The organism is Acidobacteriota bacterium, from assembly GCA_016716715.1.
Classification (GTDB): domain Bacteria; phylum Acidobacteriota; class Thermoanaerobaculia; order UBA5066; family UBA5066; genus Fen-183.
The window spans coordinates 1-22,331 of record JADJVE010000014.1; the positions used below are offsets into that span (position 1 = coordinate 1).

At 70.8% G+C, this 22,331-nt stretch carries 17 protein-coding genes, 1 tRNA gene and 1 pseudogene; 15 read left to right on the forward strand and 4 right to left on the reverse strand.

The genetic code is table 11. The features are described from left to right. Window positions 1-291, reverse strand: a 291-nt coding sequence (locus tag IPL89_16895) for a DUF4331 family protein (GenBank protein ID MBK9064844.1), incomplete at its 3' end; no start/stop codon positions are given. Window positions 292-466: 175 nt separating this feature from the next. Between IPL89_16895 and IPL89_16900 the strand changes: the two genes are divergently transcribed. Next, a tRNA-Sec gene (locus tag IPL89_16900) sits at window positions 467-565 on the forward strand. 104 nt (window positions 566-669) lie between these two features. Then, window positions 670-1,194 carry a hypothetical protein gene (locus IPL89_16905; protein MBK9064845.1) on the forward strand — a complete coding sequence of 175 codons (525 nt, stop codon included), beginning with the start codon at window positions 670-672 and terminating at the stop codon, window positions 1,192-1,194. A gap of 60 nt (window positions 1,195-1,254) precedes the next feature. Here the strand turns inward: IPL89_16905 and acs are convergent. Both acs and IPL89_16915 read right to left on the reverse strand, forming a co-directional pair. Next, window positions 1,255-3,211 (reverse strand): annotated as a pseudogene (gene acs, locus IPL89_16910) (acetate--CoA ligase). A gap of 34 nt (window positions 3,212-3,245) precedes the next feature. Then, window positions 3,246-3,779: a CBS domain-containing protein gene (locus tag IPL89_16915; protein ID MBK9064846.1), complete on the reverse strand. Its 534-nt coding sequence runs from the start codon at window positions 3,777-3,779 to the stop codon at window positions 3,246-3,248. A gap of 96 nt (window positions 3,780-3,875) precedes the next feature. On the opposite strand from IPL89_16915, the gene IPL89_16920 reads away from it, so the two are divergent. Genes IPL89_16920 through IPL89_16935 form a run of 4 tightly spaced genes read left to right on the forward strand, consistent with a single transcriptional unit; the run spans window position 3,876 to window position 8,108 of the window. After that, window positions 3,876-5,294 carry a sigma-54-dependent Fis family transcriptional regulator gene (locus IPL89_16920; GenBank protein ID MBK9064847.1) on the forward strand — a complete coding sequence of 473 codons (1,419 nt, stop codon included), beginning with the start codon at window positions 3,876-3,878 and terminating at the stop codon, window positions 5,292-5,294. Next, entirely contained in the window at window positions 5,291-5,887 is a 597-nt protein-coding gene (locus IPL89_16925) for an orotate phosphoribosyltransferase (protein ID MBK9064848.1), read from the forward strand. The genes IPL89_16920 and IPL89_16925 overlap by 4 nt, the downstream gene beginning before the upstream one ends. Continuing rightward, window positions 5,884-6,954 carry a class I SAM-dependent methyltransferase gene (locus tag IPL89_16930; GenBank protein ID MBK9064849.1) on the forward strand — a complete coding sequence of 357 codons (1,071 nt, stop codon included), beginning with the start codon at window positions 5,884-5,886 and terminating at the stop codon, window positions 6,952-6,954. Before IPL89_16925 ends, IPL89_16930 begins: the two co-directional genes overlap by 4 nt. A gap of 8 nt (window positions 6,955-6,962) precedes the next feature. Further along, window positions 6,963-8,108 carry a hypothetical protein gene (locus IPL89_16935; protein ID MBK9064850.1) on the forward strand — a complete coding sequence of 382 codons (1,146 nt, stop codon included), beginning with the start codon at window positions 6,963-6,965 and terminating at the stop codon, window positions 8,106-8,108. A 3-nt stretch (window positions 8,109-8,111) separates the two neighbouring features. Here the strand turns inward: IPL89_16935 and IPL89_16940 are convergent, their stop codons facing one another. After that, window positions 8,112-9,017 carry a cation transporter gene (locus IPL89_16940; GenBank protein MBK9064851.1) on the reverse strand — a complete coding sequence of 302 codons (906 nt, stop codon included), beginning with the start codon at window positions 9,015-9,017 and terminating at the stop codon, window positions 8,112-8,114. A gap of 92 nt (window positions 9,018-9,109) precedes the next feature. Here IPL89_16940 and IPL89_16945 point away from each other — a divergent pair, with 92 nt between their 5' ends. Genes IPL89_16945 through IPL89_16985 form a run of 9 tightly spaced genes read left to right on the forward strand, consistent with a single transcriptional unit; the run spans window position 9,110 to window position 22,328 of the window. After that, a complete protein-coding gene (locus IPL89_16945; GenBank protein ID MBK9064852.1) occupies window positions 9,110-9,751 on the forward strand; it encodes an alcohol dehydrogenase catalytic domain-containing protein in 642 nt (213 codons plus the stop codon). Between the two features lie 7 nt (window positions 9,752-9,758). Then, window positions 9,759-10,208 carry a zinc-binding dehydrogenase gene (locus IPL89_16950; GenBank protein MBK9064853.1) on the forward strand — a complete coding sequence of 150 codons (450 nt, stop codon included), beginning with the start codon at window positions 9,759-9,761 and terminating at the stop codon, window positions 10,206-10,208. Next, complete coding sequence (locus tag IPL89_16955) at window positions 10,205-11,227, forward strand: alcohol dehydrogenase catalytic domain-containing protein (GenBank protein ID MBK9064854.1); 1,023 nt, start codon at window positions 10,205-10,207, stop codon at window positions 11,225-11,227. The genes IPL89_16950 and IPL89_16955 overlap by 4 nt, the downstream gene beginning before the upstream one ends. Beyond that, window positions 11,224-11,976, forward strand: a complete 753-nt coding sequence (locus tag IPL89_16960; protein ID MBK9064855.1) for a TlyA family RNA methyltransferase — start codon at window positions 11,224-11,226, stop codon at window positions 11,974-11,976. Before IPL89_16955 ends, IPL89_16960 begins: the two co-directional genes overlap by 4 nt. Continuing rightward, entirely contained in the window at window positions 11,973-12,872 is a 900-nt protein-coding gene (locus tag IPL89_16965; protein MBK9064856.1) for an NAD(+)/NADH kinase, read from the forward strand. Before IPL89_16960 ends, IPL89_16965 begins: the two co-directional genes overlap by 4 nt. Before the next feature lie 9 nt (window positions 12,873-12,881). Beyond that, window positions 12,882-16,892: a translocation/assembly module TamB domain-containing protein gene (locus tag IPL89_16970; protein ID MBK9064857.1), complete on the forward strand. Its 4,011-nt coding sequence runs from the start codon at window positions 12,882-12,884 to the stop codon at window positions 16,890-16,892. After that, on the forward strand, window positions 16,889-19,708 hold the full coding sequence (locus IPL89_16975; protein MBK9064858.1) for a BamA/TamA family outer membrane protein: 2,820 nt from the start codon (window positions 16,889-16,891) through the stop codon (window positions 19,706-19,708). The genes IPL89_16970 and IPL89_16975 overlap by 4 nt, the downstream gene beginning before the upstream one ends. A 23-nt stretch (window positions 19,709-19,731) precedes the next feature. Then, window positions 19,732-21,078 (forward strand): hypothetical protein, encoded by a 1,347-nt coding sequence (locus IPL89_16980; GenBank protein MBK9064859.1) that lies wholly within the window; start codon window positions 19,732-19,734, stop codon window positions 21,076-21,078. Window positions 21,079-21,125: 47 nt separating this feature from the next. Beyond that, window positions 21,126-22,328, forward strand: coding sequence for a bifunctional 3,4-dihydroxy-2-butanone-4-phosphate synthase/GTP cyclohydrolase II (locus IPL89_16985; protein MBK9064860.1), 1,203 nt, complete (start codon window positions 21,126-21,128; stop codon window positions 22,326-22,328). The last annotated feature ends 3 nt before the right edge of the window (window positions 22,329-22,331 follow it).

The window sequence follows — 22,331 nt, forward strand, 5'->3', positions numbered from 1 at the left end:
GCCGTTGTTGTCGACCTTGATGTCGTACCAGGCGCCGTCCTGGAAGCCCGCGTAGTTCGGGCCGCCCTGCGGCTCGATGAGGCCGTAGTAGCAGGAGATCAGGTTGACCATCGACGGGTCGTTCGGGTCGCGGAAGAAGTAGAAGTCCGTGTTGTCGATGCTGGGGTTCTTCGACGTGAACGGAGCCTCGTTGTGGCTCGACGCGAGCGCGGGCGCCGACGCGAGGGCCGGGACCGCGAGCGCGGCGAGCGCGAGAAGGGCGAACACACGGGCAGCGGACGGTTTGTGCATCGGTCTTCCTTTCGTTCGGATCGAGGAAATTCTCTGAAAGTGACTAGCGCGTCGCGAACATGACCGGTCTCGTCTTTTCCTGACAGCGAATACGCGAGCCGGCGGGCCGCCGGATCAGCGGGGGGATCGGCGCTCGACCGGGGTGTGACGCGGCGCACCGTCTAGAATCCGCCCCGGAAGCGCAAGGGGCCCGGCGGCCCCCCTGGTCTTCAAAACCAGCGTGCCCGCTCCGGAAGGGGCGGCGGGTGGGTTCGACTCCCACACGCTTCCGCCATTCGACATGATGCAAACGGATGAGGTCCAGTGCCGGCGGGGTGTCGTATCCTCCAAAGCAGTCTGTTCGGGCATTGCCCGATCAACATCAAAAAGGAGTTCCACATGAAGCGTTCGATCCTCACCCTCGCCCTCGCCGGGCTCGTCGGCTTCGGCCTCACGGCCCGCGCCGAGGACCCCAAGCCCCAGCCCAAGACCATCACGGAGACGACCACCGCCAAGGTCAAGATCCTCGACGTCAACAAGGCCAAGAAGGAAGTCACGGTCAAGGACGAGGCCGGCGACGTGTCCGTCGTCGCGGTCCCCGAAACCTTCACGCTCGACAAGGTGAAGGCCGGCGACGTCGTCGTGCTGACCTACGCCGAGACCCTCACGGCCGGCCTTGCGAAGCCGGGCGACGCCGACTCGGTCGCCGCCAAGCGGACGACGGGCGCCGCCTCGGGCTACGTCACGAAGGTCGTCACGGTCACGGCCATGGACCCTGCGGTTCCCTCGGTGACCTTCAAGACGGCCGACGGCAAGAGCCAGACCGTCAAGATCCGCAACGCGAAGAACCTCGAGGGCTACAAGGTCGGCGACAAGGTCGCCCTGACCTACACGGGCTCGCTCTCGATCGCGATCCAGAAGTAAAGACTCTCCACAAGGACCCGAACGCCCCCGGAGGCCCGTGCCTCCGGGGGCGTTTCCGTTTCAGTCCGCGAGCGTGGAGAGATCGCCCGGGTCCTCGCCCATCTCCTTGGCCTTCAGGTACCGCCTCACGATCTTTCCGGACCGCGTCTTCGGAAGCGACGGCACGAGGTCGATATCCTGGGGCACCGCGATGGGTCCGAGGTCCTGGCGCACGTGGTCCTTGAGGCTGCCGATGAGGCCCGGTCCCGCCTGCGCGCTCGCCTTGAGGACGACGAAGGCCTTGATCCGCTCGCCCTTGAGGGCGTCCGGGAAGCCCGACGACGGCGCTCTCGGCGACGGCCGGGTGCCGGAGGAGCGAGCCCTCGACGTCGGCCGTGCCGATGCGGTGGCCCGCCACGTTCATGACGTCGTCCGAGCGGCCGAGGACGGCGAAGTAGCCGTCGGCGTCGCGAACCGCGATGTCGCCGCACGTGTAGCAGCCGGGGATCTGCTCCCAGTATTTTTCGTAGCGCGCCGGGTCTCCCCACACGGTGCGGAGCATGTACGGCACGGGCCGTCTGAGGACGAGGAGGCCGCCGTGGCCGTCGGGCAGGGACTTCCCGTCCTTGTCGACGATGTCCGCCGCGACGCCCGGCAGCGGCTTGCCGACCTTGCCGGGCCGCGCCTCGAACGTCGGGAGCGTGCCGAGGACGGGGGCCGCGATCTCCGTCTGCCAGAAGTTGTCGACGACCATGCCGCCCGACTGCCCGACGAGGTGCTTCTGCGCCCAGAGGTGCGCCTCGGGGTTGAGCGGTTCGCCCGCGCACGCGATGAGGCGCAGGCGCGAGAGGTCGTAGCGCGCGGGCGCCTCGGCCCCGTGGCTCATGAACATGCGCATCGCCGTCGGCGCCGTGAAGAGGATGTTCACGCCCACGCGCTCGCACAGCTCCCACGTGACGTCGGCCGACGGGTAGTCCGGAACGCCCTCGCGCGTGAAGACCGTCGCGCCGACCGAGAGCGGTCCGTAGACGATGAACGAGTGGCCGACGATCCAGCCGATGTCGGACGTGGACCAGTAGATGTCGCGGTCGCCGATCTGGTAGAAGGCGCGCGCCAGGTACGTCACGCCCACCATGTAGCCGCCCACGGTGTGGACGACGCCCTTGGGCGTCCCCGTCGTGCCCGACGTGTAGAGGATGAAGAGCGGATCCTCGGCGTCCATGGGCTCGGGCGGGCAGTGGATCTCGCGCGCGTGCTGGATGTCGTAGAAGTCGCACTCGCGCTCGCTCTCGAACGTGACGGGCTCGTCGCCCGGCCGCGAGCCGCGGCGGTGGACGACGACCTTCTCGACGAACGGGAGGTCTCGGACGGCCTCGTCGATCGTCGGCTTGAGCGGGATCTTCTTGCCCCTCCGGAACGTGAAGTCCGAGCAGACGACGACCTTCGCGCTGCAGTCCTCGATGCGGGACTTGAGCGCCTGCGTGCCCATCCCCGCGAAGACGACGGAGTGGATCGCGCCGATGCGCGCGCACGCGAGCATCGTGATGATGCCCTCGGGGACGAGCGGCATGTAGATGATGACGCGGTCGCCCTTCGCCACGCCGAGGCGCTTCAGCGCGTTCGCGAAGCGGTTCACCTCGCGGTAGAGCCGGCTGTACGTGTAGGTGTGCTCCTCGCCGTCCTCGCCGACCCAGAGGAGCGCCGCCTTGTTGCGCTTGTCGCCGTAGACGTGGCGGTCTATGCAGGAGACGGTGGCGTTCAGCTTGCCGCCGATGAACCACTGGTGGTTCGGCGGCTGGAAGCGGCAGACTTCCTTCCAGGGCTCCATCCACTCGATGGCCGCGGCCTTCTCGGCCCAGAAGTCGTCCGGCGCGAGGAGGGCGTGCTCGCGCTCGACGACGTCGTTGCGGATCACCGCGTCACGCGCCATCCAGATGGGCGGATGGATGACGTTCTCGTCCTTCGCGAGCTTCTCGATCGCCACCTGCTGGGAATGCGAGAGGTCGAGGCCGGGCTTCGCCGCCGATTCCGCCGTCATGAGGCTCTCCTTGTCCGGGAGTGTGCCGGGGATCTTAGCGTTTCTTCACGGACCGCGCGGCCTTCGCGGGGGCGGCCGGCGGCCGCTTCGAGGCCGGCCGGCGGCGGGCCGGCTTCTGGCCCATGCCGGCGAGCTCGCGCAGGAGGTCGAGCGTCGTGACGATCCCGACGACGTGGCCCTGGCGCGTGACGAGGAGCCGGTGAATGCAGCCGGCGACCATCGTCCGCGCGATCTTCGGCAGGGGGGTCGTGTCCGGAATGGTGAAGAACGTGGGCGTCATGATCTCGGCGACGAGTCGTCCGCCGTCCTCGATCGCGAGCCCCCGGAGGTCCTCGGGGTTGAAGCGCTTCTCCCAGGCGCGGGAGGGGCGCGCGTCCGGTTCGCGGTCGCGCGTCACCTGGTCGACGATGTCGGTCAGGCTCACGACGCCGGTCAGGCGTCCGGCCGCGTCGAGCACGGGAGCGCCCGAGATGCCCTTCTCGGTGAAGAACGTTGCGAGCTCGTGGACCGTCCAGCTCTCGCGGACCGCGAGGACGGGGTGAATCATGACGTCGCGGGCGGTCTTCATCTCGTCGCTTTCCGCGGCGAGCTTCCCGCGTCGCCCGCGCGTGCGACATAGCGCAGCTGAATCATCCACGGGCCTCGGGCTGCTAGGATCTCCGAGATGGCGCGCCGCATCCTCGTCTGCGACGACGAGGCCGACATTCGGGACTCCCTGAAGACCACGCTCGAGGAGCACGGTTACGAGGTGAAGGCGGTCTCCTCCGGCCAGGACGCCGTGAGGGAGGCGCCGGACCACGACGCGCTGCTCCTCGACATCAAGATGCCCGTGCAGGACGGCCTCGAGACGCTCGCGAAGATTCGCTCGCGCGGCGTCGCGACGCCGGTCGTCATGATCTCGGGTCACGGCGACGTGAAGACGGCGATGGACGCCGTGCGCGCCGGGGCCGACGACTTCCTCGAGAAGCCTCTTTCGACCGACTACATCCTCAACGCGCTCCGGCGGGTCCTCGATTCGACGCGCCTCGCGCGCGAGAACCTCGAGCTCAAGTCGCGCCTCGGGATCGGCCGCATCGTCCAGGACAGCGAGCCGATGCGGAAGCTCCTGGCCGAGATCGCGCGGGTCGCGCCGAGCCCCCTGACCGTCCTCATCGTCGGGCCCAGCGGCACGGGCAAGGAGCTCGTCGCTCGGGCGATCCACGATTCGTCGCTCGTGAAGGCGGGCCCGTTCGTGCAGGTCAACTGCGCTGCGATCCCGGACACGCTGATCGAATCCGAGCTCTTCGGTCACGAGCGCGGCTCGTTCACGGGCGCGGACCGCAAGCAGACGGGCAAGTTCGTCGAGGCGGACGGCGGCACGATCTTCCTCGACGAGGTGGGGGACATGTCGGCCTCCGCGCAGGCGAAGGTGCTCCGCGTCCTGCAGGAGGGCGAGGTGGAGCCGGTCGGGAGCCCGCGCGTCGTGAAGGTGAAGGTCCGGGTCGTCGCCGCCACGAACCGCGAGCTCACGACGCTGATCGCGCAGGGGAGGTTCCGCGAGGACCTCTACTACCGCCTGAAGGTCGTCCCGCTGCGCACGCCGCCGCTGTCCGAGCGGCCGAAGGACATCCCGGTCCTCGTCCAGTGGTTCGCCGACCAGTTCGCGCGCACGAACAACTACAGGCCGAAGCGCTTCACGGACGCGGCGCTCGAGGCGCTCGCGGCGCGCTCGTGGCCCGGGAACGTCCGCGAGCTCAAGAACCACGTCGAGCGTCTCATGATCATGGCGGACGGCGACGTCCTCGACGCCGCCGACGTGGACGGGGCCGCCGCCGCGCCCGCGGCCGACGAAGGGCCCATCGCCGTGCGCGGCGGCAAGGTCGTGGACGCTTCGTCCGCGGGAGTCTGGGAGCGCCTCGCGGCCATCCGGACGCTTCAGGAGTTCCAGGACGAGACGGAGAAGCTCTACCTCGTCTCCAAGCTCGCGGAGAACGGAGGCAACGTGACGCGCACCGCCGAGGCCATCGACACGCCTCGCTCGAACCTCTACAAGAAGATCGACCGCTACGGCCTGCGCCGGGACCGGGAAGGGGGCGAGCCGTGACTCCCGAGGCCGTGCGCCGCCACTTCGAGGAGACGGGCGCGCTCCTCGCGGGCCACTTCAAGCTCTCGTCGGGCCTCCACGCGGACCGCTACCTCCAGTGCGCGAAGGTTCTCCAGCACCCGGATCGGGCCGGCGTCCTCGGTGCCGCGCTCGCGGCGCTTCTCGCGCCGGAGAAGCCGGGAGTCGTCGTGTCGCCCGCGATGGGGGGCGTGATCATCGGCCACGAGGTCGGGCGCGGCCTCGGGGTGCGCGCGATCTTCACGGAACGCGTGGACGGCGTCTTCTCCCTTCGGCGCGGGTTTGCCCTGGAGCCGGGCGAGCGCGTTGCCGTGATCGAGGACGTCGTGACGACGGGGAAGTCGACGAGGGAGGTCCTCGACGTCCTCCGGCAGGCGGGCGCCGTGCCGGTCGCGTGCGGGTCGATCGTGGACCGACGCGCTGCCGCGGAGAAGGCTCCGGCCGTCGACGGGGTCCCGTATCGCGCGCTTCTGCCGCTCGAGGTCCCGGCGTGGGAGCCGGCGTCGTGCCCGCTCTGCGCGCGCGGCGAGCCCGTGGTCGCCCCGGGGTCGCGGCACCTCGCGGCGAAGGCGTGACCGAGACCGCCGTTTTCCTCCTCGACGGTCCCGGGTACGCGGAGATCCGGCCGGGCGGCCGGGCTGCCTTCCGTGGGATCGCGCTCGCCGCCGGGGACGACCCGGTCGTCGAGGTCGTGGCCTCTTCGGCGGGCCGGACGCTCGGGCGCGCGCCCGCGAACGGCCCCTCGCCCGAGATCTCGTGGGTGCCGCTCGAGGGCTCGGCGGCCTGCCGGTTCACGCTCGACGTGCCCGTGCCGCAGGGAGCCGCGGTCGACCTCAGCGTGCGCCACGCGTCGGGCGCCGAGACGACGGCCTTCCGTTACGACGTGCCGTTCGCCGAACGCGAGGCCGAGCGGCTCCGGATGCTCGCGGCGCGCATCGAAGCGATGCCCGTGCCCGCCTCCGACCTCGTGGCCGTGACGCAGGGCGGGGGCGACGTCGAGGTCTACCGCCGGTCCATTCTCGAGTCCTTCCTCGCGATGGAGCTGCAGCTTCGCGCGGCGGGCGCCGACCCGGCGGGTGTCCGCTCAGTCCTCGACATCGGCTGTGGAACGGGCCGGCTGCTTGCCGGTTGGCATGTGGATGATCCCGGCCGGCGCCTCGTGGGCACGGACCTCAACCCGGACCTGATCGCCTGGGCGCGCACCCACCTTCCCGCCGTCGCGGCGTGGGAGGTGAACGGCCTGCATCCGCCGCTGCCGCACCCGGACGGCGCCGTCGACCTCGTCGTCCTCTCGTCCGTCCTCACGCACGTGTCGCTCGCGAACCAGCGCGCGTGGCTCGCCGAGGTGCGTCGCCTCCTCGCACCGGGCGGGCGGGCGCTCGTGACGCTGCATGGGACCGTCTACGCCTCGGTCTTCCTCCGCGGGGCCGACGCGGCGCGCTGGGCGGCCACGGGCTATGCCGAGGTCGCGGGTGCAGCCGAGGGCGCAAACGCCTACACCTCGTTCCACTCCGAGTCCTTCGCGCGGGCCCTCTTCGCGGAGTTTTCCTCCGCCGCGTTCTTCCCGCGTGGCGCCGCGGACGGCGCGCCGCGCCGGTTCCCCGTGGCGTCGCTGCAGGACGTCTACGTCCTGGCCCGCTGAGGCGATTCGTGAAGCTCCTCCGTACGCTCGCCGCGAATCTCTTCGTCCCGCTCGGGATCGCCGTGGTCCTGTTCCTCGCGTTCGAGGGCGGGTGCCGCGCGGCGCTGCGCGTCCGCACGGGTGCGTGGCCCGAGACCCGCGTCGAGGCGTACACGAAGTTCGTCGAGAAGATCGGGCGCGCCTATCGGCTCCATCCCCGCCTCGTCGTCGCGGGGCGGCCGGACGCGACGCTCGAGGCCGCGGGCAAGGTGGTCCACTTCAACGCACGCGGCCAGCGCGCGACGAACGTCCGCGACCTCGCGGTTCCGAAGCCCGCGGGCGTCTTCCGGATCGTCTGCGAGGGAGGGTCGACGACTTTCGACCTCCTCGCGGCGGACGACGCGTCGACCTGGCCGGCGCGCCTCGGGGCGCTCCTCGCGCCGCGGGCCGACGTCGCGAACGCCGGCTTCCCGGGCTGGACGAGCCTCGAGAGCCTCGTTTCGCTCGAGATCCGCGACCTCGAGCTGGACCCGGATCTCGTCGTCGTCTTCTCCGGCGTCAACGACCTCCAGCCGGCCGGCCACGTGCCGTTCCGCGCGGACTACTCCGAAGGGCACACGGACATCCTGCCGCGCGTGCTCGGAGTCGTCCCGGTGCCGGTCCGCCTCGTTTCGCGCTCGGTCTTCCTCGAGTCGCTCCTCGGCCGCCTGCGCGGCCCGGGCGACTCGCTGGCCGCCGAGGGCTTCGCGCCCTCGTACGCGTGGAACGGCGGACCCAGGCAGGACGACATTCCGGCTGCGGCGGTCGCCGTCTACGAACGCAACCTGCGTTCGACGATCGCCGCCGCGCGCACGCACGGCGCGCGGACGCTGCTCGTCGCGCAGTCGGCGCGCATCCGCTCGGGGCACGAGGCCGCCGACCGCGCGTGGCTCGAGGGCTGGGCTCCCGGGCTCACGCCGGCCGGCTACCTCGCGGGCCTCGCGCGCTACAACGCCGTCGCGCGCGCGCTCGCCGCGGACGGGGCGGCTCTCTTTCTCGACCCGTTCGCCGGCGGCGCGTTCCCCGAGTCCGCGTTCGCGGACCCCGTGCACTTCACGCCGGAGGGGTCCGAGCGGTTCGCCGAGGCGCTCGCGGCGTACCTCAAGGCCCCGGGCGGGCCGCTGGCGCCGCGCTGAGCGTCAGAGGTGGCGGTCGAGGCCCCGGTCGTCCCACGACGACGGGTCTTCGAGCGGTTCGAGGTGGGTCGTGACCGTGCTGCCGGGGAGGGCGCCGGCGACGCCGCGTTCGATCTCCTCGCAGACGTCGTGCCCCTGCTTGACGGTCCACGAGCCCGGGACGAGGACGTGCATCTGGATGAAGTGGCGCGGCCCCGCGCGGCGGGTCCGGATGTCGTGCAGGACGATCCCGCGCTCGTGGAACGGTGCGAGCGCCGCCGTGAGCGCCGCCTGCTCGTCCTCGCCGATGGCCTTGTCGAGGAGGCCGTACCCGGTCTCCTGCAGGAGCCGCACCGCGGTATAGACGATGTTCGCGGCGACGAGCAGCGCGACGATGGGGTCGAGGATCAGCCAGCCCGTGAGCTTCACGAGGAGGACACCGACGAGGACGCCTGCGGACGTCCAGACGTCCGTGAGGAGGTGCTGCGCGTCGGCCCGCAGCGTGATCGAGCGGAGCCGTTTGCCCTCGCGCAGGAGGATGAACGCGACGACGCCGTTCACGGCGGAGGCGAGGACCGAGATCCCGAGGCCGAGGCCCACGTTCTCGATCGGCTGGAGGCTCTTGAGCCGCTCGACGGCCGTCACCGCGATCGCGACGGACGCGGCGAGGATCATGAGGCCCTCGAAGCCGCTCGCGAAGTACTCGGCCTTCGTCTGCCCGAACGCGTAGGTGGAGTCGGCAGGGCGGCTCGCGCGGCGCAGAGCCCAGAACGCGACGAGCGCCGCGAGAAGGTTCACGCCCGACTCGGCCGCGTCCGAGAGGAGGCCGACGGAGCCCGTGAGCTTCCAGGCGTAGACCTTCAAGGCGATCGTCACGACGGCGGCGGCGATCGACAGGAGGGCCCAGCTCGACGCGGAGCGGTCGCTCATGCGCGCGGGAGACTGCGTCGGAAGGCGCGGCGCGTCAAGCGAAGCGCGGTCCTGCGACCGGGTCTCGCGCGCGCCCCTGCTACGCTTCCTGCGTGCGCGCGCTCGTCTGCGATGGTCCCGGGACTCCGGTCCTCAAGGATGTGGCGGTGCCCGAGCCCGGCCCGGGCGAGGTTCTCGTGCGCGTCGCCGCGGCGCTCACGTGCGGGACCGACCTCAAGATCGCGCAGCGCGGCCACCCGAAGATCCCGTTCCCGCTGACGCTGGGCCACGAGTGGGCGGGCGTCGTCGAGAAGGCGGGCGCGGGTGCCGCGTGGACATCCGGAACGCGCGTCACGTCGGCCGTCTCGGCGCCGTGCGGCGACTGCGAGGCCTGCCGCAAGGGCCGCGAGAATCTCTGCGCGACCGCGTTCGACCGCCCGCTCTTCGGCGCGTTCGCGGACTTCCTCCTCGTGCCCGAGCGCCTCGCGAAGAACGGTCTCCGGAGGATTCCGGACGGCATGGCCGACGAGACGGCCGCCCTCCTCGATCCGCTGGCGAGCGTCGTGCGCGGGCTCGCGCGCGCGCAGAGCGCGCGCGGCGGGGACGCGCGGGGGGACGTTCTCATCGCCGGCACCGGCCCGATCGCGGCGCTGCTGTTTTTTCTTTTTGAGGGGGAAAGAGGAAGAGAGAACGGGAAGCGCGGGACGCCGAGTCGTCATCGCAGGAAGGCGGGCGGAGAGACTCGCTTTCTTTGAAAGGAATATGGCAGAGGTCGCTCACATCGGGCCCTCGTCGCGCGCGGGCGGCGCCGGCGCTCCGCCTCCCGTATTCACCTTCAAAGAAATCTTCTCTTCTCTCTCTTCCTCTTCCTCAAACTCTTTTCCTCTCGTCATCGACACGACGGGCGATCCCGGCGTCATCGAGGCGCTGCCGGCGCTCGCGGCCGACGGCGGGACGGTGCTTCTCTTCGCCGGGCTGCCGGCGGGTGCGCGCGTCGCGATCGACGCCCACGCGGTTCACTACCGGGAGGTCTCGATCGTCGGCTCGTTCCACTACACGCCTCGCGAGGTGGACGAGGCGCTCGACCTGCTCTCCGGCGGCGCCATTCCCGCCGCGGAGATCGTCTCGGCCCGCCGCCCGCTTGCCGAGTGGCAGGCGGCGTTCGACCTCGCCCGCGCCGGGACGGCCCTGAAGGTCGCGGTGATCCCGTGAGGACGATGCGCGCGGCGGTCGCGCATTCCGTGGACCGGATCGAAGTCGTCACGCGCGAGGTGCCCGCGATCGGCCCGGGCGAGCTCCTCGTCGCGATGAAGGCGGTCGGGATCTGCGGCAGCGACACGACGGGCTGGTACGTCGCGACGAAGGCTCCGGCCGTCCTCGGCCACGAGCCCGCGGGCGTCGTCGCCGAGGCGGGGGAGGGCGCGGCGTTCCGGCCGGGCGACCGCGTCGTCGTCCACCACCACGCGGCGTGCGGGAAGTGCCGCTGGTGCCTCGTGGGCGAGGACGTCCAGTGCGAGGCGTGGAAGAAGAACCGCCTCGACCCGGGCGGACTCGCGGAATTCGTCCACGTGGATGCGGCCGCGGTGGCGACGGACGTGTTCCGACTGGCGGACAGCATGAGCTTCGAGGACGGCGCGCTCGCCGAGCCGGTGGCCTGCGCGGTGAAGGCCGTGCGGCGCGCGGCCATCCGCCGAGGCGACACCGTCGCCGTCATCGGCCTCGGCGCGAACGGCATCCTCCTCGGCCTCGTTGCGCGGGCCGCGGGCGCGGCGACACTCGTCGGCTGCGATCCGGACCCGCAGAGGCGGGCCCACGCGCTGCGACTTGGGTTTGATGCCGTGGGAGAGCCCGGAGAAGAATTTTCTTTGAAGGTGAAGAGGGGAGATCGCGCGGGCGCCGACGTGGTCTTCGTGCTGCCGACCAGCGAAGACGCGGTCCTTTCAGCTCTCTCGGCGGCGGGCCCGGCGGGCCGAGTCGTGTTCTATTCACCGGTCGCGCCCGGCAAGAGCTGGACGATCGAGCCGCATCTGCCTTACCTGCGCGACCTTTCAATGCTCTTCTCTTATTCCTCCGGAGCGCGGGATCTTCGCGAGGCTTTGTCGCTCATCGAGCGCGGCGTCGTGAAGGCCTCCGATCTCGTGACGCACCGCGTGCCGCTCGAGGACGCCGCCGAGGCGTTCCGGCTCGCGCGCCGGGGCGGCGACGTCCTCAAGGTGATGGTGACGATCTGAAGAAGAAGCGGCTCGACGTCCTCCTCGTCGAGCGCGGCCTCGCCCCGTCGCGCGCGCGCGCCGAGGCCCTCATCCTCGCCGGGCGCGTCGCGGTCGCCGGGAAGGAGAGGGTGAAGCCCGGGACGCCCGTCGACGACGCTGCAGAGGTCTCCGTCGGCGAGCCCGAGCACCCGTGGGTCTCGCGCGGGGGCGTCAAGCTCGCCTCCGGCCTGACTCACTTCGGGATCGATCCCGCGGGGCGCGTCTGCCTGGACGTCGGCGCGTCCACCGGGGGGTTCACGGACGTGCTCCTCGCGCGGGGGGCCGCGCGGGTCTACGCGGTCGACGTCGGATGGGGGCAGCTCCACGCGAAGCTGCGCGGCGACCCGCGCGTGGTCCTCAGGGAAAGGGTAAACGCGCGGCTCCTGTCGCGCACCGAGGTCCCCGAGGAGCCGTCCCTCCTCGTCGGAGATCTCTCCTTCATCTCGCTGACGCTCGTCCTGCCGGCGGCCGTTCCGCTCCTCGCGCCGTCGGCGGACGTCCTCGTCCTCGTCAAGCCGCAGTTCGAGGCGGAACGCGGGGAGGTCGGGCGAGGCGGGATCGTCCGCGACGAGGCCGTCCGGGCCCGCGCGGTCGCCCGCGTCGAGGCTTCGGCCGCGGCGCTGGGCCTCGTGCCCCGCGGCGCCGTGCCGTCGCCGATCACGGGCGCCGACGGCAACGTGGAATACCTCGCCGCGTTCCGGAGGAATCCCGCTACACTTTCGGGGTGACGGTCCGAAAGAGGAGCGCCTCGCGCGTGCGCCGGGTGGGCCTCGTCACCCGGTATACGAGCCAGGACGCGCTCGAGCTCTCCCGCAAGCTGGATCGCCGCCTCACGAAGCGCGGCTACGAGGTCGTGCACGACCTCGAGTCCTCCGCGGCCCGCGAGGTCGATGGCGGCGTGGCGCGGACGGAGATCGCGCGCGCCGTCGACCTCCTCGTGACGCTCGGCGGCGACGGCACCCTTCTCTCGGTCGCCCGCCATCCCGCGCCGAACGTGCCCATCCTCGGGATCGACATCGGGACGCTCGGGTTTCTCACGACCTGCAGCCCCGGTGACTGCGACGAGATTCTCGAGGACGCGCTCGCGGGAACCGCGCGCCTCGAGGAGCGGCGTCTCCTCTCGGTGTCCGTGGCGGAAGGGCGCCGCCCGGCGCGGACGTATCGCGTCGTGAACGACGCCGTCCTCGGCAAGTCCGCGCTCGCGCGCATCGCGGCGATCCGCGTCGACGTGGACGGCCGGACGGTCTCGCGCTACCGGGGCGACGGGCTCATCGTCTCGACGCCGACGGGCTCGACCGCCTACAACCTCTCGGCCGGCGGCCCGATTCTCGAGCCGACGATGCCGGCCCTCGTCCTGTCGCCCATCTGCCCCCACACCTTGTCGCTCCGCCCGCTCGTCCTGCCGGACTCCGTCCGACTCGACCTGCGCGTCGAGGAGGACGCGACGGGAGTCTTCCTGACGCTCGACGGGCAGGAGGGGTTCCCCGTGAGCGCCGCGACGCGCATTTCAATCTCCCGCGCGCGGGAAACCGTCTCGCTCGTTCGGGCCTCGGCGGGCTCCTTCTGGGACGTCCTGGCGGGGAAGCTCTCGTTCGGCGGCGAGCGGGACAACGCGTCGCGCTAGCGAGGGGAGATGGCCCGGCGACCGATCCCGACCCTCCCGCAACTCTCCCTCACGCAGGTTCGTCTCGTCCGGCTCTTCACCCTGCTTCTCCTTTTTTCGGTTCTCGTCCTGTACGCCGTGTTCCGGTCGCACCGCTTCCAGGACGCGATGCGGCGCAAGACGGAGAGGCTCGTCGAGGCTCAGATCGGGCGGAAGGTGTCGATCGGGGGCTTCGACCTCGCGCTCCTCCCGTTCTCGTTCCTCGTGCGCGACGTCTCGATCGCGAACGACCGCCGGTCGCTCGCGGGGCCGCTCTTCTCGGCGGCCGAGATCGAGATCCGGGGAATCCCGGCGATCACGAGCAACCGGATCGAAATCTCGAAGCTGCGGGTGGTCGCGCCGCGCCTCGTCATCGAGGTGTTTCCGGACGGCTCGACGAACGTGGACCCGATCCTCCGGGCGCTGCGCGGGGGCGGCGGCGGGGGCAAGGACATCCAGCTCCACGAGGCCGTCATCCAGCGCGCGTCGCTGCGGTTCCGGGAGTGGAAGGCCGAGATCGACGCCCTGTTGAAAGACGCCGCCGTGACGGCGCGCGCCGGCCGGACACTCTCGGTCACGCACCTCGTCCTCGCCTGCCGCCAGGGGAGCTTTCGTCTCGAGGACAACGAGCCGCTCGAGTTCGCGGTCGGCGCCGAGGTCACGCTCGCGCCGGGCCGCGCCCACCTGACCGGCCTGCGCCTCAAGGGCCCGAAGATCTCCGTCGAGGCCTCGGGCGGCGTCGACGACCTGAAGAAGCCCGTCCTCGCCCTCGTCGCGAAGATCGAGACGACCGGCGAAACGCTCGGGAGCGCATTCGGGTTCGGCCTCCCGCTTGCGGGGCCGGTCCGGCTGAACGGCACGCTCCGCGCCGGCGAACCCGGAGGCTTTCGGATCCGTGCGGCCTTCGACCTGCCGGCCTCGCGGCTCGCCGTCTTCCCGATGTCCGGCGAGGGGACGCTCCGGCTCGACCCGAAAGGCCTTCTCGTGGACGTCTCGCGTGCGAGTTACGCGGGGGGTTCCCTGCAGGCCCTCGTCCAGCTCGAGCGGCTCGACCGGCCGCCGCTGCCCGTGAAGATCGCGTTGCGCGGCAAGGGGATCGACTTCGAGCAGTTCTTCGCGGACATCGGCCTGCCGGGGACCGGAATGATGGCGCGCGCGAGCCTCGAGGCGACGCTCACGTTCGGGCCGGGCGGTGTCGAGCACGCGGACGGCGCGGGCCGGCTGACGCTCGCGGCCGATCCGGGCCGCGCGTCCGCCGTGAAGGGGCGCGTTGCGCTCCCCGTTTCGGGCGGCGGGCCGCTCCGCATCAGGGACGGCCGGATCCTCTTCGACAAGCTGCCTCTCGCGACCGCGGGCGGCGCGAAGGTCCGCCTCGACGGATCGCTGCGGTTCGGCTCGTGGGAGCCGGACCTCACGTTCGACGTGACGGCCGGGGACCTCGCCGAGCTCGAGCGCCTCGCGGCGAACTGGTACCCGGCGATCCAGAAAGAGCCTCTCTCGCCGCCGCTGAAGCTGGGCGGAACCGGCCACCTCTCGGCGCGCCTCACCCGAGCCTTCTCGGACCCGCACGTCGAAGGCCGCCTCGACGCCACGGACTTCGTCCTGCGCGGCGTGCGCTTCGGCGAGACGACCGCGAGTTTCACCGTGGACCACAACGTCGCGACGCTCGCGCCCTTCGCCGCCCGGGACGACGGCGGCACGCTCTCCCTCGAGGGGAAGATCGGGTTCGGCGGCGCGCTGCGCGGACAGTACCGGCTGGACGGCCTCGCCGGAGACTTCCACGACTGGCCGCTCGAGAAAGTCCTCGCGTTCCTCGACTTCGACCTGCCCCTCTCGGGGCGCGCGACGGGCAGGCTCCCGCTCGACGGCGTCACGCCGGCGATTCACGGGCGCATCCCGCTCGTCCTGACGGACGCGTCGATCTGGGGGCAGAAGCTCGACCGCCTCGAGGGCGTGCTCGCGTTCCAGGACGACCGCATCTCCGTCGAGGGCGCGACGGGGCGGCTCGCCGGCGCGACCGCGAGCTTCGGAGGCTTCTACCGGTACGCCGACGGCGCCTACAAGTTCGACCTCGATGCGAAGGACCTGCCCGTTGGCCGCCTCTCCGCGTTCTCGGACGTCCCGGCGGGCGGGCTCCTGACCGGTCACGCTTCCGGCGAAGGCCTGATCGACCAGCCGACGCTCTCCGCGGACCTGCGCGTCGCGGCCCCGGCGTTCGATGGCCAACCGCTCGCCCGCGCGGACCATCCGGTCGAGATTCGCGCCCGTGCCGAACGGGGCGTCTGGAGCCTGAGGGCCGAGGCGGCGGAGGAGGGAGTCCTCGAGATCTTTTCGCCGAAGGACGCCGATACCGGGGGCGTCTGGCGGGCGCGCGCGGAGTTCCCGAGCCTCGCCCCGCTCGCGGGCCTTCTCGGCGTTCCGGCCGACGCGAGGTTCGACGGCCGGCTGAGCGCCGAGGCCGCATTCAAGCCCGGCGCTTCAGCCGCCGACCTCGACGGCGAAGGCGTGATCTCGGCCGCGCAGCTCACGGCGTGGGGACGGACGCTGACGCTCCGCGGCGCGACGCCGCTCAAGGTGTCCGGCGGGCGGGTCTCGTTCGAGCGTCTGGCGCTTGCCGAGGCGGTGCGGCCCGAAGCGGCGTCCGGCGTCCCGACCCTCGTGACACTTTCGGGCAGCGCTCAGTTCGTCGCGCCGCGATCGCTGGACGTCGCCGCGAATGGCTCCGTGGACGCCACTCTTCTGGGGCCGGCGTTTGCGCCGCTGAAGCTCGCGGGCCGCGTCACGCTCGACGCCCGCCTCGGCGGGACCGCTTCTGCGCCGGTCGTCACGGGGCGCGCGGCCCTCGACGGCGTCGACATCGTGAGCCCGGACGGAGGAGTGGCGGTCGAGTCCGTGACCGGCACGCTTCTTTTCAGCGAGGGCAAGGTCACGGTCAGCGACCTCTCGCTCAGGTTCGGCGGCGGGACCGTCGATCTCGGCGGCACGATTCTCCTCGACGGCTGGAAGCCCGCCGGCATGCGGGTCACGGCGCTCGTCTCGCACGTGAAGGCCTCGCCGTTCGACGGCTTCCGCTCGACGTTCTCCGGGAACCTCCTCCTCCTCGGCGACGCGCAGCCGCGCGCCATACGAGGCGAGCTGACGATCGACCGTGCCCTCTACGATCGCGACTTCTCGATCGATCTCGCGGCGCTCCTTCAGCGAAAGCGCGTCGCGACGATCGGCGTGAACCCGACGTTCTTCGACCCCGTGACGCTCGACGTGAGGATCGTCGCGCCGCCCGAGTCGATCGAGGTGCGGACGAACGTCGCGCGCCTGAAGGCTTCCGGCGAGCTCTTCGCGCGGGGCACGTGGGGCCACCCGCTCCTCTTCGGCGAGATCCGCGCGGAGGAGGGGGGGCGGCTCACGCTCCAGGGCCAGCGCTACGACCTCGTCTCGGGCCGCATCCTCTTCTCGAACCCGATCCGGATCGAGCCGTTCTTCGAGATGGAGGCCCGCGGCACGGTCAACAAGTACCAGGTCACGTTCGGCCTCACGGGAACGGCCGCGCGCCTCGCGACGCGCTTCTCGTCGGACCCGCAGCTGTCCGAGGCGCAGATCATCACTCTCATGGCGACGGGCGACGTCCCCTCGACGTCCGTCACGGGGGGGATCGGCGCGACCCCGACGTCGTCGGACGAGTCGGTCTCGAAGGCGGCGCGCGAGCTCCTCGCGAGCCTCGCTTCCGACGCCGTCACGAGCCGCACGAAGGAGTTCTTCCGGCTCGACCGATTCCAGATCGACCCCGCCTTCTCGACCGGCTCGACGTTTGACGCGCCGCGGATCACGGTGGGCAAGTCCCTTGGAAAGGACTTCAACGCGACCGTCTCGTTCGTCCTCTCGAGCAACCAGCAGCAGATCATCACGCTCGACTACCAGCTCTCGCGGACGGCGTTCCTGCAGGCGCGGCTGGACGAGTTCGGCGTGTACTCGCTCGAGCTGCGCTTCCGGCAGCGGCTGCGGTGAGAACGGCCCGCGGCGCGGCCGCGCTCATCGCCTTGGCCCTCTCCGCCGCGCCGGCGACGGGCGCGCCCCCGCCCGAGGGCGGCATGTGGGGCCGTGGCATCGTGTCGCTCTCCTTCCGGGGCGACCAGGCGATCGACGACAGACGCATGGCGGGCCTCACCGACCTCGCGCCCGGAAAACTCCTGACCGAGAGCGCCGTCCGCATCTCGATGCGAAACCTTTTCGCGACACGGCGCTTCTCCGATCTCGCCGTCGAGGCGGCCCCGTCGGGAGAAGGTGTCGCGGTCGTCGTCGTCTTCTCGGCGGCGCCGCGCATCGGCGCGCTCGCCCTCACGAAGGGCGTACCCGCGCGCGGGCGCCTGCTCGACGCCGTCGGTCTCAGGCCCGGAGACCCGTGGGAGAACGACCGCCGGCCCGTCTTCGAGGCGTCGATCCGGCGCGTCCTCAAGGAAGAGGGGTACTTCGAGCCCGCCGTCACGATCTCCGTGGACGCGGGCATGGACGAGACGAGCGTCGACGTGGGTTTCGTCGTCCGGCCCGGGCCGAGAGCCCTCGCCGCCGCGCCGGAGTGGAACGGAAGCCTCGGGGCGCTGCCGTCCTCCGCGCTCACGGCGCGGGCGAAGATGAAGGTCGGAAAGCCTTACAAGAAGACGACCGCGACCGAGGATGCCGAGAGGTTCGAGAACGAGCTTCATCGCAAAGGCTATTCGCGTGCCGAAGTGCGCCTTGGGGACGAGCGCTACGACCCCGCGACCGCGTCCGTCTCGCCGCGTTACACGGTCTTCGTCGGGCCGCTGGTCGTCCTCGAGGTCACGGGTGAGGACGAGTCCGTCGTCCGCAAGCACGCCGAATCGCCGTGGAAGAAGGGCGAGCCGCCGGACGAGGACGCCGTCGAGAGGCTCCGCGCCGCGCTGAAGCGCTCGTACGAAGAGAAGGGGTACGCGAAGGCGTCCGTGAAGGTCTCCTTCGACACGCAGGCCGACAAGGAAGTCGTGCGGTTCGAGATCGAGAAGGGCGCCCGGTGGAGCATCGCGCGCGTGGACGTGACGGGCGCCGTGAGCCTGAAGCCCCGCGAGATCCAGTCGGCCCTCGAGACGCGGCCGCGCGGCATCCTGGAGGCGGGCCGGTACGTGAGCGACGAGGCGGCGCGCGACCGCGACGCGCTGGCGGCGCTCTACCGCGAGGGCGGGTGGCGGGACGCGCGGCTCGCCGCTCCGGCAGTCGCGGACGGAGCCGGCGAGCACACCCTCGACGTGACGTTCGCGGTCGACGAAGGTGTCCGCACCGTCATTGGTTTCACGAAGCTCGAAGGGGTCCGGCTGCTCCCGGAGAAGGAGCTCGCTCCCCGCCTCGCGGTGAAGCCGGGAGTCCCGTACTCCGAGTCGGCCGTGAGTGCGGACGCGGCGCTCCTGCAGTCGCTCTACGTCGACAAGGGATTCGTCGACGCGAAGGTGGAGGCGACGACGCGCTTGACGGCGCCGGAGCCGCCGCGGGGCGAGCGTGCCGACGTCACGTACACCGTGACGGAAGGCAAGCCCGTCCTGTTCGGCAAGACGATCGTGCGCGGAAACAGCCGCACGAAGCCCTTCGTCATCGAGGATCGCCTCGCGAACGCCGAAGGGGAGCCCTTCTCGCTGACCAGGCTCCTCGAGACCCAGCAGGCGCTCGCCCGCCTCGGAGTTTTCGATCGGATCGACGTCACCACTTTCGAGACGGATCCCGAGACGATGTCGAGGAGCGTCCTCGTGACGGTCTCGGAGGCCCGCCCGTGGGGGCTCACGTACGCGGTCGGCGCCGAGCTCAACCCCCAGAGCAATGCGTCCTTCAGCGACCAGCTTTCGCTCCGCCTCTCCCTCGGCGTGACGTACAACAACCTCTTCGGCCGCGCGCTCGAGGTCGGGATCGAGGGCCGGGCCTCGAACAACGACCCGCGCCTCATCTTCACCGCGCGAGACCGCTCGCTCTTCGGCGGGAAGGTCCCGCTCTCGTTCGCCGTCTACAACACGAAGGACACACCGTCCCCTTCGTACGACGTGAAGCGCAAGGGGACGTTTTTGCAGGGCGAGTACCGCCTGTCGAAGTCGTTGCGGACAGGCATGCGCGTCCAGTACGAGCTCGTCGAGCCGTCCTCGGATCCCGGCCTCGGCGCCGACCAGCGCGGAAACCAGGAGAGCCGAATCGCCTCCGTCTCGAGCGGCGTGACCTGGGACAGACGCGACGACCTCGTGAATCCGCGGAACGGCTTCCTCCTCGGGACCGATCTCAAGTACGCGTTTCCGCTCTTCGCCGCCGACGCGCACTTCCTGAAGGTCTTCTCGCAGGCCGGCCTCTATCGGGGCTGGGGCTCGACCCGCGTCGCGTTTTCGCTGCGCGGCGGCGTCATCTGGAACTACGAGCCGTGCCAGGACCCGACGGGCGTGAACTGTGCGCCGAACCTCATCATCCCGGTCCCCGAGCGCTTCTTCGCGGGCGGATCCTCGACGCACCGGGCGTTCACGCGCGACAACCTCGGCATCACCCCGCAGACGCTCAATGAGGACGGTGTCGGAGTGGGCGGCAACGTCGTCCTGATCGCGAACGCCGAGTGGCGCATTCCCGTGACGGGTGGATTCGAGGTCGCGCTCTTCGTGGATGTGGGCAACACGTGGGCCGACCCGAAGAACGTCAGCCTTGGCGAGGTCCGGACGGGCGCCGGGGTCGGCCTCCATTACCTGACACCCGTCGGTCCGCTGCGCCTCGAATACGCCCTCAAACTGGATCGCAAGCCCGGCGAGGACGCGGGTGCGTTCGCGTTCGCCGTTGGGTATCCCTTCTGACACGGGCTTAGAATCGGCAGCACATGCCGCGCTTCACCGTCCTCGAGACGTCCGCCCTGTTCTCGAACCGCGTGAAGTACGACTACCTCTTCGAGCTCGAGATGTGGCTCAAGGGGCTCGAGCGGTTCTTCCAGATCGACTGCCTGCCGCTTTCGGCCTTCGAGCGCTCGCACGCGTCGCTGAAGAACTACGCCGAGGAGGTCGCGGCGGCGCGATCGGGCGTCGCACACATGGGGCTGATCGCGACGCAGCTCATGGGCGAGGGGCAGGAAGACCTCGCGTCGTTCCTCCTCTACCTCGACACGCAGGTCCAGCGGCCGGGCGGGCGCCGGCGGGGCGACGGCACGACGGAGCTGGCGCGCGTCGTCGAGACGCTCGACGATTTCACGAAGATCCTGGACGAGCTCGCGAAGGCGCCCTTCATCCCCCTCCAGACGTACCTCTCGCTCGGGCGGGTCGCGGTCGGGACGCTCCGGCAGGATCCAAACCTCGGCGTCCTGTTCCGGGAGAACCTCCGGCCCGTCCTCGACCGCGAGTCCAAGCAGTCGCTCGCGAAGGTCCTCGGGAGCCTGCCGGACCCGTCGCACCGCGGGGCGCTCGCGACGCTCTTCGTGGCGCTCTTCAAGGGCCTCCGCGTCGCCGAGCGCGTACCCGCGGCAGCGGAGGGGCCCGCCACGCGCAAGCGCGCGCTCCTCCTCTTCAGCCTTCTGAAGTCCGAGAGCGATTCGTTCGTCTCCTACGTCCGGCGGCGACTCCGGCCGCGCTTCGAGGACGGGACGAAGGAAGCCGAGGGCCTCGACCGCCTCGCGTCCGCATTCGAGGCCGAGACCCGGAAGGCGATGGACGTCGAGCTCGTGGGCGTTGCCCTCATGAAAGATCCCGACGCCGTCCTCGCCCGGCTCGGCGACGCCGCCAGCCTCTTCCGGGACCTCTTCCAGCAGAGTGTGATCGGCCTCGCGGAGACGTTCTCGTCGGGCATCGACGCGCGCGCTCTCTTCCCGGAGTACCGGGCGCGCCTCGACCAGAGCCTGCGGCTGCGCGAGGAGCTCGGCCACCTCTCGCGCGCCACGCAGGACTTCCTGAAGACGCCCGACAAGAAGACGCTTCGCGCCCTCGTGACGGAGATCGAGAGCTTCCGCCGGGGCGGGATGCGGTTTCTCATGTTCAAGGACTGGTCTCTCTTCGAGCGGTTCCACGCGGGCTTCTCGCGCGAGCGCGTCCCGCGCGCGTTCGTCCCGGCCGCGAACCAGTTCGACGGCTTCCTGAGGACGCTCCTGAAGGAAGTGGGCAAGCGTGCGGTCCTCGCGGACCACCCGTTCAAGGGCCCGAGGCCCGACGCGGGGTCCGGCGGAGCCTCCCGGTACAATTGACCGGAGGGGCGCGTCCTGCGCCCCGTGAGAGCCGAAAGGAAAACCCCGTGGGATTCGTCTCCGTCGTCGACGCCGTCGCGGCCTACAAGAAGGGCCAGTTCGTCATCATCGTGGACGACGAGGATCGCGAAAACGAGGGCGACCTCTGCCTCGCCGCCGAGCACGTCACGCCCGCCGCGATCAACTTCATGGCGAAAGAAGGCCGGGGCCTCGTCTGCGTCTCCCTGACCGAGGAGCGTTGCGACGAGCTCGACCTTCACCCGATGGTCGAGCAGAACACTTCGAACTACGGCACGGCCTTCACCGTTTCGGTCGAGGCCCGCGGCAAGACGACGACCGGGATTTCGGCGGCGGACCGCGCCGCGACCGTCCTGACCCTCGTCGACCCGAAGTCGAAGCCGCACGACCTCCTGCGGCCCGGGCACACGTTCCCGCTGCGCGCCAAGAAAGGCGGCGTCCTCAAGCGGGCGGGGCAGACCGAGGCGTCCGTGGACCTCGCGCGGATCGCGGGGCTCGCGCCCGCGGCCGTCATCTGCGAGATCATGAACGAGGACGGGACGATGGCCCGCGTGCCGGACCTCCTGCTCGTCTCGGAGAAGCACGGCATCCCGATCGTTTCGGTCGCGGACATCATCCGGTACCGGATGCGGACGGAGCGCCTCGTCCATCGCATCGCGGCCCCCGTCCTGCCCACGCCCCACGGGGAGTTCCGCGCGGTCGCGTTCCGCTCCGAGCTCACGAACGAGGAGCACGTCGCCCTCGTGATGGGGACCTGGACCGAGGACGAGCCCGTCCTCGTGCGCGTGCACTCCGCCTGTCTCACCGGCGACGTCTTCGGCTCCGGCCGCTGCGACTGCGGCGCTCAGCTCCAGCGCGCGATGGCCCAGATCGCGAAGGAGGGCAAGGGCGTCCTCCTCTACCTCCTCCAGGAGGGCCGCGGGATCGGGCTCTTCAACAAGCTGCGCGCGTACGAGCTGCAGGAGCAGGGTCTCGACACGGTCGCCGCGAACGAGAAGCTCGGCTTCGCGCCGGACGTCCGCGACTACGGGATCGGCTCGCAGATCCTGCGCGACCTCGGCGTCAGGAAGATGCGCCTCATGACGAACAACCCGGCCAAGTACGTCGCGATCGACGGCTACGGCCTGGAGATCGTCGAGCGCGTGCCGCTCGAGATCCCGCCGACGGACGGGACCCGGGACTACCTCGCCACGAAGAAGGCGAAGATGGGGCACCTCCTCAAGCTCGTTTGAGCG